We start from the raw sequence: 10149 nt of genomic DNA on the forward strand, positions 1-10149 counted from the left end.
TCGATGTAGAGCGGACTGTGGAGATGGGGCTGGTTGGTCATCAGCGATCGGCGGCCGGCGGTGGCAGCCGCTCCAACAGCAGTTCCAGCTTGCGGTCACTCCTCATCGTCGCTGCCGCCAACCGGGATCAGTCGGATCTGCTTCTTGCCCAGCTTGATCTCGAATTCATCGCCCGGCTTGAGGTCGAGCAGACCCGTGCAGGCCATGCCGACCAGCAGGTTGCCGGTGCCGTGAACCTTGGCCATATAGCTCAAGCCGTGGCAGGTCTTCCCTTTGCCGTTGCCACCACCGTCTCCGAGGCTGACGCCCTTGGCTTCCAGCAGTGCTTCATAGAAAGCGGTGAAGTTCAGTCGCTCGCTGCCGTCCTTCTAGGTACTGAGATAGCCGGCGGCTCGCACCAGATCGGACTTGGAGGCATCTCCCTGCTCCTTTACTTTTGCGAGTAGGTCAGATCCGGTGAGGGCCATGGGTGAGAAGTATTGATAGATGAAAGATAATGGCCAGGCTGATTGTTGCCAGCTCAAAAAGGTGCGGGTGTCCGTCCCTTCATCGGAGACTTTCGCAGGCCTCTCCATCACCATTCGAGTCAAGATAGGTGTGTCCCTGACGCAGTAACTCCTGCGCGCGTGCAAAGGAGCTGATCTCACCACAGCGATAGCGGCGGCCACCAGGAATCGACTCAATCGTTCTTGCTGATCGCCCTGCTGTTCGGCTACAGCGGAAATCCCAGGGGCGGGTGATGCCGCCTGGCACCCTCCACACCCCGTAGCGGCTGCGGGAAGCTCGGACCTCAGCATCGAGATACTCCCTGGCGTTGGACTGGCCCAAGTACTTCCGGTAGGCGTAGCCGCAGGCCCGCGGAGCGGACACGTCATGCCGTCTTCCACCAGCGCCAGGTTGATGTTCACGCCGCTGATCACCTCGGGCGCGGTGCGCCCGAAGCGGTCCGCTGTCTGGGCCTGATGATCACGCTGGAGCCCAGCCGCAGACGGCTTTGCAGATAGCTGCGGGCCTGGGCGCCATAGGGGGCCTGGGCCATCTCGGGGGCGTCAATGCAGGCCAGCCGGATCGTGTCGCCGTCGCCGATCGAGATCACCGTGGCGCGAACCTCGGGGCCTGCGACCGCCGGTAACGGGAATAGCGCCGCCGGGGTTATCGCCACCGCAAGCAACAGAGCGGTGAGTGGGCGAAAGCTCAGGGGCATCACCGCAGTCTGAGTGCCGATGCCCTTCCCTTCTGGCCTCGCTCAGGGACCCTGCTCAAGCCCCTCCAGTGCCGTACGCAGCTCGCCGATGAACTCCTCATCCAGCTCGGTAGCGGTGAGTTCCTCGCCCACCAGGTCCTGGATCAAGGGGTAGAAGCGCACTTCGAACCATTTGCGGAACATCGGGTAGGTGCGCTCTGCTGGCCAGGTGCCGGTGTCGCGATGCCAGTAATCGAGCTCCGCCTCGAAAATCGCCTCGTAGACCTCCTCGAGGATTTCTTCGGCCTCCTCTTCCGTGTCGTAGTCAGGGATCAAGTACAGGCAGGGCTCCCTGGCGCCGACAACCTCCACATCCAGGTCAAATCCCCGTGCCCAGTCGAGCAACTTAGGGCTTGGGTTGATCCCCACCGCGCAGCGGTTCACCACGGCCATGGCCCACCCGCCGGAATTGCTCAAAGGCTAGGCCTGGCCAATGGAGCGGGCAGGGCACTACCGGGGAAGCCGGACAACGGCTCGACCCTGAACGGAGGAGGGGCCGTGAGGATGAAAGCCTCTCTATTAAACCTCCGGAAGCACTTCGATGAAGGTGATCGTCGATCTCTGCGTTGTGCCGATTGGGGTTGGCGTCAACCTGGCGCCCTACATCGCTGCCTGTGAACGGGTGCTGCTGGACGCCGGCCTCAAGATCCAGCTGCACGCCAATGGCACCGCGATTGAGGGCGAGTGGGAGCCCGTGTTCACAGCGATCGAGGCCTGCGATGCGGCCGTGCATGCCATGGGCGCTCCACGCATCTTCTCCACGGTCAAGGTCAATACCCGCACCGATCGGGACCAGACGCTGGAGGACAAGGTGGCCAGCGTCGAGGCATTACTGCAAGAGCGATTGCCGCCCGGCTAAGCCCGAGCGCTCATGGCTGATTGCCCCAGGGCCTCCAACCCGACTCGCGGAACATGCGATAGGCCACGGTGCTGTTGACGATCGGATCCAGCAGCTGGTCCGGCGTGTGAATGCCCATCGCGGCCATCAACCGACGGTTTGCCGTGTAGTGGATCTGGAACAGGCCGATGCAGGCCCCGGCGCAGCCACGGGCGGTGGGGGACAGGCCGCTCTCCAGGCGCGCCAGCCGGATGGCGGAATCATGGTGCGCAGCGGGCCACACCTGACGGATGGCTGTGATCACCTGGGATTGGCCTGCTTGAGTGGCTTGAGCAGCGGGAGCGACCCAGGTAGTGGCCCCAAGAGCCAGGGTTGCACCGAGCAGCAGAGGGATGGATCGTCCGGCAGAAACAGCGTGAAACGGCATCCATCCATCCACCCGGCCAATTGCGTTGGACGGTATCGGCTACAAGGCGGGTTGACCAGCGGCTGAAGTGCCGAATGGACTTGTTCAGTCAACGAACAAGTGAGCACGTACGCCCTCAAGGCGTTGCTCCAACCGATGTCTGAATGCTGCTGATGAGAAGGGCGCCCCGTGTCGGGCGCCCTTGGGCCGGTTGCAGGGAACTGATTGGTGCTGCCCTGGTCGAAGCCTCTGATTCATTAATAGATCCGCCTGCCTGTCTTGTCAGTACGGCAAGCCGATCCACCGCATCAACGGCGGCATCAGAGCGATTGCAGCTGCTCAGCCGAGCCACTCCGCCAGCTTGGTGTAACGCCTGCGGCCCAGGTGGTTCTTCACCGCCATCGCCAGCGCCTTCTTCTGGCCCACCAGCACAACAAGCTGCTTGCCGCGGGTGATGCCGGTGTACACCAGATTGCGCTGCAGCATGGCGTGGTGCTGGGTGTGCAAAGGGATCACCACCGCCGGGTATTCGCTGCCCTGGCTCTTGTGGATCGTGCAGGCGTAGGCGGGCACGAGGTAGTCGAGTTCGCCACTGGGTTCTGGGACAGGAAAAACTGCCCCACCCCCTTGCTTGATGAGCCGGCTGCACACTGAATGATGGGCTACCGGCCCCTGTCGAACGCCTGAGCCCGATGCCCGCACCGATGGTTGCCGCCAGCACCCCCATCAGCGTGGAACTGGAGCAGGGGAAGGAGTACTTCTATTGCGCCTGCGGAAGGTCGGCCGACCAGCCCTTCTGCGACGGCTCCCATCAGGGCACAGCATTCAGCCCCCTGGCCTTCGTGGCCGAAACGAGCGGCAGGGCCGTGCTGTGCCGCTGGAAGCAGACCGCTACCCCGCCCTATTGCGACGGCAGTCACAGCCGGGTTCCGGCCGATCGGGTTGGAACGGCCTACAGCGTCGTCTCTGACGCTGACGAGCCCGAGCTTGCCGACGTAATGCCGACGCCCCATCCCACGCCGGAAGAACCCAACGTGGTGCTGATACACGAGCTGGCCGAGCATGGCCTCGATCGGGTGGGCCCCGAGGGGCCGCAGGCGGCCATGGGTGTGCCGCGCTCCCAGCTGCCTTGCTGGGATGACATCCAGATCCTGTTGGCCCAGCTGGCCCGCCAGCCCCTGCCAAGCGAGGCGGTGGTGGGCACCGAGCTGGTGATCGGCCCCCAGGCGCGGCGACCCCTGCGACTGGAGATTCCGCTGCTGGTCTCCGACATGAGTTTCGGGGCCCTCTCCGAGGAGGCCAAGCTGGCCCTGGCCAAAGGAGCCGAGCGAGCCGGGACGGCGATCTGCTCCGGGGAGGGGGGGATGCTTCCGGAGGAGCAGGCTGCCAACAGCCGCTATCTCTTTGAACTGGGTTCGGCCCGGTTCGGCTACCGCGAGGAGCTGCTGCCTCGCGTGCAGGCCTTCCACTTCAAGGCCGGCCAGGCCGCCAAGACCGGCAGCGGCGGCTACCTGCCCGCCAACAAGGTCACCGCCCGCATCGCCGCCATTCGTGGCATCCCTGAAGGCCAGCCGATTCACTCACCTCCCACCTTCGTCGATCTCCACACGCCGGGCGATTTCCGCGCCTTCGCCGATCGTGTGCGGGAGCTGACCGGTGGCATCCCGGTGGGTTTCAAGCTCAGTGCCCAGCACATCGAGGCCGATCTGGACTTCGCCCTCGAGGCCGGCGCCGATTACCTCATTCTCGATGGCCGCGGCGGCGGCACCGGCGCCGCTCCCCTGCTGCTGCGCGATCACATCGCCGTGCCCACCATCCCTGCCCTGGCGCGGGCCCGGGCCCACCTCGACCGCCGGGGTGCCAGCGGCCGCGTCACCCTGATCGCCACCGGCGGACTGCGCACTCCGGCCGACTGCGTCAAGGCCCTGGCCCTGGGGGCCGATGGCATCGCCCTGGCCAATGCGGCGATCCAGGCGATCGGCTGTATCGGCGCCCGGATCTGCCACACCAACCGCTGTCCGGCGGGCATCGCCACCCAGGATCCACAGGTGCGTCGCAGGCTGGAGGTGGAGCATGCCGCCCAGCGGCTGGCCAGGTTCCTGCATGCGGCGGTGGCGCTGATGCAGGTGCTGGCACGGGCCTGTGGACATGACCATCTGCGCGGCTTCTCCAGGAACGACCTGTCCAGCTGGCGCCGGGATGTGGCAGATCTGGCCGGGATCGCCTGGAGCGGCTCGGCTCAGGATGATCCGGTGGTGTAGTGACTCCAACGGGTTGCCCAGATGGATCCCACCCACCTCAGCTCCAGCAGCAGCCTCTCGGAGCGGATCCCGTAGAACGCCTGGAGCAACGAGGCCAACAGCAACTGCTCGGGCAGTGTCGATGGCCAACCTTCTGAGGCGTACGGCCTGCAGAAGGTGAGATTGAGCCGATCAAGAGCCAGGTCCGCGAGCTTGCGGATCCGCCGTAGCGGATGGCTGGTCGGGATCCACTCCTCAATCGAGACGTAGGAGATCTGGGAGCCGCTGTGCACCTGTTAGCCCCGCACTTTCGTCTGTGCAGTTGTCGCATTTGCTCAGAGCTGGCCGAGTTTTTCAGCGAACTCTTAAAGGCCGAAGGGATAGGTGTCCGGCATCCCCTTCAGTTCCGCGGTCGCGAATGGCGTGACGGCACGGGTCCGGTCGAACCAGATGTACTCGTCGAACTGGCGCGGCAGCACGGCCTGGAAGTAGTGGCTCTGAAGTTCGGTCTCGGGGCGGTAGATCACGCCGATCGCCCGCTCGAGCCGCGGCTTCAACAGCTCCTGGCGCAGCGCCTGGGAGGCGCGCTGCCGCAGAGGCAGGAGGAACTGTGGTGTGCCACTCTCGTGGAACAGACGTTCGTAGCTCTGCTCCAGCGACGGCCGCACACTCTTGGTGAGCATCGGGCCGTCCCAGTCCGTTGCAGCGGCGACGGTGCCTTCGTGTGTGCCGAAGCCGATGGAATAAGCGGCAGTACCGAACTGTTGCCTGCAGAGCTGGCCGATATTGAATTCGCCTCGCCTCGACATCTCGGTGGCGCTGGCATCGCCGATATGAGAGTTGTGCGCCCACACGACGCCGCGGCTCTCCGAGCCGTGATGCTGCAGCAGGTTCATCAGGGTGTCGAACATGTGCCCGTCGCGCAGGTTCCACGATGCCCTTGAGCCGTAATACATGATTCTGTAATACTGCTCAGCGTTGGAAACGAGCAGGGCGTTCTGGCTGGCGTCGAGAAAGCGCTTGCCATCATGTTCGGCGTAGGCCTGTTCCTTTCTGCGCAGGTCGTTCAGTACGGCAACGACCGGCGCCTCACAACTGCGATAGCTGCCGGTGATCGCGGCATGGCCATAGGTGGCCGGCTCCGCCTCCCATGGCGTGAGACAGCCATAGCGCAGCTGTGCCAGCTGCGCCGTCTGTGGGTCGACGTCCTTCAGGTAATCGAGAACCGAGCGAATCGAGCTGTAGAGGCTATACAGGTCAAGCCCACGGAATGCGATGCGCTGCGCGGGCGTGCGGGCAGCGTTATGGGCCCGCAGCCAGTCGACGAACTCGCGTGTCTCGCCGTTGCGCCACATCCAGGTGGGAAAGTGTGCAAACGCCGTCCACTCCGAGGGCGGAGTCTCCGCGTGACGCACGTAGTGATCGACACTGGCTGCATCAGGCCAGTCGCCCTCGATCGCCACGAACGAGACCCCTGGCGCTCGATCAGCTCCCGCGTGATCCACGCCCGCATCCGGTAGAACTCCGATGTGCCATGCGAGGCCTCGCCGATCAGCACCACCCGTGCCTTGCCGATCCTTCCGAGCAGCGGTGCTAGATCGACCGAATCGATGTCGGTGAACGGTTCGCAGGCAGCCGCAATCAGGCGGGCGAATTCGCGGTCGTCGACCACTGCCCGATCGACTGCCCGATCGGCAGGGGGCGACGGCTGCGGCTGCTGATCAGGTCGCTCCGGTGCCCATCCCTGCTCACCAATGAGCGGCACGAAGCGCACGTCGAGCAGCTCTTCCGTTGCGTACTCGCTTTCAGAGCTCCGGGTGATGCGCAGCTGTTCCTGCAGGCGCCGATCGGCGCCCACCGGGATCACCAGCCGCCCGCCGATCCTTAGCTGGTCCTTGAGCGAGCGGGGCACCTCGGGACCCCCGGCGGCCACGATGATCGAGTCGAACGGCGCCTGCTCGGGCCAGCCGAGCGTGCCGTCTCCCTGCAGCACATGCACGTTGTGGAATCCCTGCGAGGCGAGCGTCTCGGCTGCCTGGCTCGCGAGCTGGCCGTAGCGCTCCACGGTGTAGACCGCTTTCGCGATCCTTGAGAGCACCACGGCCGCGTATCCCGATCCGGTGCCGATTTCCAGCACCTTCTCCTCACCCTTCAGCAGCAGCGCCTCGGCCATCAGCGCCACTATGTAGGGCTGCGTGATCGTCTGGCCTGCCTCGAGCGGCAATGGTGTGTCGTCGTAGGCGAATTCGCGCAACTCTTCCGGCAGGAAGGCCTCGCGCTCCACACTCCGCATCGCGTCGAGTACGCGTGGGGAAAAAATGCCGCGATGGGCAATCTGCCGTTCCACCATCGCGCGCCGGCGGCGGATCGACTCGGCGTTAATGGCGGTGGCTGCACTCATGTGGATGGTCACGCACCGCGTGATTTCGGCGATCGAATCATCAATCCTGGTCCGAATCGTTTGGCCTCGATTCAGTTGGCGAGTTCTCCAGCTTGCTGGATGGTCTGTCGGCCGGAGTGGACCAGTGTCTTGCCAATGTGATCAGATCGGAGGGAATCATCACGACTGTCGTGGTGTTGTTTTCGGCTCCGATCTCGGTGAGCATCTGCATGCGCCTCAGCTCCAGCGCCAAAGGGTTCTGCAGGATTGTTTTCGAGGCTTCCGAGAGCTTGATGGACGCCTCCTGTTCAGCGGCTGCCTTGATCAGACGAGCGCGTTTTTCGCGCAGGGCTTCCGCTTCCTTGGCCATGGCTCGTTGCATTCCCAGAGGGATCTCGACATCCTTGATCTCCACCCGTTCAATCTCAATGCCCCATGGTTCTGTGATTTCGTCGACGATCTCCTGAACCTTCAGATTGATTTTGTCGCGGTTCTGCAACACGTCATCCAACATGTTCTGCCCCACCACATTGCGGAGTGTGGTGAAAGCAACTTGGTAAACGGCCATCTGATAGTTCTCGACGCGGATCACAGCCTTATCGCCATTGAGAATCCGGTAGTAAAGAACGGCGTTGACCTTGATGGTCACGCTGTCTGCCGTGACTGTTTCCTGGGGCTCAATGCTGACGGTTTTGGTCCGAACATCAAGTTGTACTTTCTGATCCACAAATGGTACGATCCAGTACATGCCTGGCCCCATCACTCCCTTTAGGCGCCCGAGTCGAAAGATAACGCCGCGCTGGTATTCGCGATCCAGTTTGATACCCTTGCTGCCGAGAAGAAGAAGCAGGACAAGCACCAGGCCCGTAATCGATCCCATCTTGGCCTCCAATGATCGTATAAATTATGGAAATCTTAGGAGCCTGTTGCGGGTGGGTCAGTGACGGCCTTCCCCGAAGACGCCCACTGATCTGCCCAGGACCCCTTGGCTGCAATGGATCTGGGCAGATTCAGGGATTTCTGTGGAGAGCTTGGGCGCTGATCTATGCGCGACAGGCTCCTAGAGAAAGTTGTGCCTCACGCCAAAAGCGCTTGAGGCCTTGACGCCACCTGTATTAGGGGTGAATGATCCCTCGATCCCTATTGTCGCTGCCGCCACTCGGAATCAGCCGGATCTGCTTCTTGCCCAGCTTGATCTCGAATTCATCGCCCGGCTTGAGGTCGAGCAGACCCGTGTAGGCCATCCCGACCAGCAGGTTGCCGTTGCCCTGCACCTTGGCCACATAGCTCAAGCCGCGGCCGGTCTTCCCTTTGCCGTTGCCACCACCGTCTCCGAGGCTGACGCCCTTGGCTTCCAGCAGTGCTTCATAGAAAGCGGTGAAGTTCAGTCGCTCACTGCCTTGGTGCTGAGGTAGCCGGCGGCACGCACCAGATCGGACTTGGAGGCCTCAGGCAGCGCTTTGACGATGGCCAGCAGATCAGATCCGGTAAGGGGCATTGGCAAAAAGCTCAGTAAACTTCACCTTAGCAGACAATTTGATCGCAATCATGCCATGTACAGACAGTGGCTCTATCAACGGCGTCTGACAAGCCTCGCTAACCCCATCACCGTCGAGGTACGTGTGGCTTGCTTGGATTAGTTGCCGGACTCGTTATTACGAACTAACTTTTGCACACCTCCACCAGCACCTTGACCCTGGACCAAGCATGCCGACTGGAACGCACCCTGCACATTGCTCTGCATCTCACATGGAGAGGCAGCTAGCAGATCCGCGCTGATAATCAGGGTTAGCGGCTTGGGGGCGAATGGCTGATCGAGGTCGGTTCAAGCGGTGGCACGCACTTATCATTCTTGCGGTAGGCAATGCAATTAGTGCTCTACCCGCAGGCTTCGGAGGGGACTTCGCCTTCTACAACGCATTTCGACAGCCGAATCTTGCACCACCCGACTGGGCCTTCGCTCCAGTCTGGTTGGTGCTCAATGTGACATCTCTTGTGGCCTTGTCCCGTATCTCCAACGCACCGGTGCGTTCGCTTGGGCGGACAGTGTTCCTGTGGTCGGAGGGTGTGGGCTGGGTGCTGTTTTCGGCCTTCACCACCGTCTACTTCCTGCTCCATAGCCCTGTCCTTGGAGCCGTGGACACTGTCGCCGGACTCATCACCGGGCTGCTCAGCCTCGTGTGCGCGTGGAGGATCGATCACCTTTCAGCCAGTTTTATCGCGCTCCGTGCGGTGTGGTTGCTCCTTGCCACCTATGTATCAATGTTCGTGGCTTTGTCGAATCCGGACCCTTTCTTCGGTGCTTGGTCGTTGCTGTAGTGATACGCCGCGCGTGCATCAGTACTCACAACACCACCTTGTCGGCGCCCTCCTCCAGCGGGTCCCTCAAGCAGACATTGGAACATGACAAGAGCATCCACATAGCCCTGCTGTGAGTGGCGGAAGGCGCCGGGCAGGGTGCCGACGATTCCGAAGCCGTTGCATTCTCAGCAACGTATCCCCCAAGTGTTGGTGCTCACCACCAAGTGAGCTGCATCGCCCGGAAAGCCAGCCGTCGGGCAGCCCGCAGGGAGTGCTGACAGGGACGGCTGCCGATCCCCCGGCGCCGGCAGGACTCAGCCACCAGATACCCGGCATTGGCCATATGGGCCCCGAGGCAGAGGAAGTTGGGCCTCAGGTAAAAGCTGCCCACCAAGGTGCCGGTGGATTCGAACGCCACTCCTTCCATCTCCCTTCTCTCTCCCCAACAGCAGCCGGTCGCCGCCACCTCCACCAGCGCCGTCCGCTGAGCGGCCCGCCCAGACTCTGCGCTCTGAAGCGGGCGATGCTCATCCTCGAGCTATGTGGTCTTCAGCCGCTGGGATGGCCATCTCCCGCCCCGGTGGAGCCCCCCTGCCCCTTTAGCGCGTTCTCCAGGTCTGCGATCTGTTTCTGCAGGGGCCGCACCCGCTCCTCCAGTTCCGACACCGTGAAGCGGGGCGTTATGAACTGGGGGCAATTCCAGTCGAAGGCGTCCACCTTGATTCGGAATAGGCGCTCCAC

10 protein-coding genes and 5 pseudogenes are annotated in these 10149 nt (G+C 62.8%); 3 read left to right on the plus strand and 12 right to left on the minus strand.

Annotated elements, in window-relative coordinates; all coding sequences use genetic code 11:
* Positions 1-95: 95 nt before the first annotated feature.
* The 3 genes and pseudogenes from CJZ82_RS16980 to CJZ82_RS16990 all read right to left on the minus strand — a co-directional run bounded on the left by CJZ82_RS16980 (position 96) and on the right by CJZ82_RS16990 (position 1636).
* Positions 96-467 (minus strand): annotated as a pseudogene (locus CJZ82_RS16980) (AbrB family transcriptional regulator).
* 449 nt (positions 468-916) lie between these two features.
* The gene (locus tag CJZ82_RS19220; protein ID WP_233130351.1) at positions 917-1204 is read right to left on the minus strand and encodes a thermonuclease family protein; all 288 of its coding nucleotides are present in this window, start codon (positions 1202-1204) and stop codon (positions 917-919) included.
* A 42-nt stretch (positions 1205-1246) separates the two neighbouring features.
* Positions 1247-1636: a hypothetical protein gene (locus CJZ82_RS16990; protein WP_094556927.1), complete on the minus strand. Its 390-nt coding sequence runs from the start codon at positions 1634-1636 to the stop codon at positions 1247-1249.
* 148 nt (positions 1637-1784) lie between these two features.
* Between CJZ82_RS16990 and CJZ82_RS16995 the strand changes: the two genes are divergently transcribed.
* Entirely contained in the window at positions 1785-2102 is a 318-nt protein-coding gene (locus CJZ82_RS16995) for an MTH1187 family thiamine-binding protein (protein ID WP_094556928.1), read from the plus strand.
* Positions 2103-2112: 10 nt separating this feature from the next.
* Here CJZ82_RS16995 and CJZ82_RS17000 read toward each other — a convergent pair whose 3' ends face one another.
* Positions 2113-2385 carry a transglycosylase SLT domain-containing protein gene (locus CJZ82_RS17000; RefSeq protein WP_233130352.1) on the minus strand — a complete coding sequence of 91 codons (273 nt, stop codon included), beginning with the start codon at positions 2383-2385 and terminating at the stop codon, positions 2113-2115.
* A gap of 441 nt (positions 2386-2826) precedes the next feature.
* Complete coding sequence (locus CJZ82_RS17005) at positions 2827-3138, minus strand: ATP-binding domain-containing protein (protein WP_233130353.1); 312 nt, start codon at positions 3136-3138, stop codon at positions 2827-2829.
* A 41-nt stretch (positions 3139-3179) separates the two neighbouring features.
* On the opposite strand from CJZ82_RS17005, the gene CJZ82_RS17010 reads away from it, so the two are divergent.
* Complete coding sequence (locus tag CJZ82_RS17010; RefSeq protein ID WP_094556929.1) at positions 3180-4748, plus strand: glutamate synthase-related protein; 1569 nt, start codon at positions 3180-3182, stop codon at positions 4746-4748.
* Positions 4749-4789: 41 nt separating this feature from the next.
* Here the strand turns inward: CJZ82_RS17010 and CJZ82_RS17015 are convergent.
* The 5 genes and pseudogenes from CJZ82_RS17015 to CJZ82_RS17030 form a co-directional block, all read right to left on the minus strand.
* Positions 4790-5020, minus strand: a pseudogene (locus CJZ82_RS17015) (IS5/IS1182 family transposase); the annotation flags it as partial.
* A gap of 72 nt (positions 5021-5092) precedes the next feature.
* Positions 5093-6232 (minus strand): erythromycin esterase family protein, encoded by a 1140-nt coding sequence (locus tag CJZ82_RS19225; RefSeq protein ID WP_369820118.1) that lies wholly within the window; start codon positions 6230-6232, stop codon positions 5093-5095.
* Positions 6233-6477: 245 nt separating this feature from the next.
* Positions 6478-7128, minus strand: a pseudogene (locus CJZ82_RS19230) (protein-L-isoaspartate(D-aspartate) O-methyltransferase); the annotation flags it as partial.
* A 40-nt stretch (positions 7129-7168) separates the two neighbouring features.
* The gene (locus CJZ82_RS17025; protein ID WP_233130355.1) at positions 7169-7999 is read right to left on the minus strand and encodes a slipin family protein; all 831 of its coding nucleotides are present in this window, start codon (positions 7997-7999) and stop codon (positions 7169-7171) included.
* Between the two features lie 223 nt (positions 8000-8222).
* Positions 8223-8605 (minus strand): annotated as a pseudogene (locus CJZ82_RS17030) (AbrB family transcriptional regulator).
* 308 nt (positions 8606-8913) lie between these two features.
* Here CJZ82_RS17030 and CJZ82_RS17035 point away from each other — a divergent pair.
* Positions 8914-9426, plus strand: a complete 513-nt coding sequence (locus tag CJZ82_RS17035; protein ID WP_094556930.1) for a TspO/MBR family protein — start codon at positions 8914-8916, stop codon at positions 9424-9426.
* A gap of 196 nt (positions 9427-9622) precedes the next feature.
* On the opposite strand, the gene CJZ82_RS17040 is transcribed toward CJZ82_RS17035, so the two are convergent.
* Together CJZ82_RS17040 and CJZ82_RS17045 are read right to left on the minus strand one after the other, a co-directional pair.
* A complete protein-coding gene (locus CJZ82_RS17040; protein WP_143593755.1) occupies positions 9623-9835 on the minus strand; it encodes a GNAT family N-acetyltransferase in 213 nt (70 codons plus the stop codon).
* A 122-nt stretch (positions 9836-9957) separates the two neighbouring features.
* Positions 9958-10149 (minus strand): annotated as a pseudogene (locus tag CJZ82_RS17045) (hypothetical protein); the annotation flags it as partial.

The sequence above is a fragment of the Synechococcus sp. 1G10 genome, assembly GCF_002252625.1.
Taxonomy (GTDB): Bacteria; Cyanobacteriota; Cyanobacteriia; order PCC-6307; family Cyanobiaceae; genus Regnicoccus_A.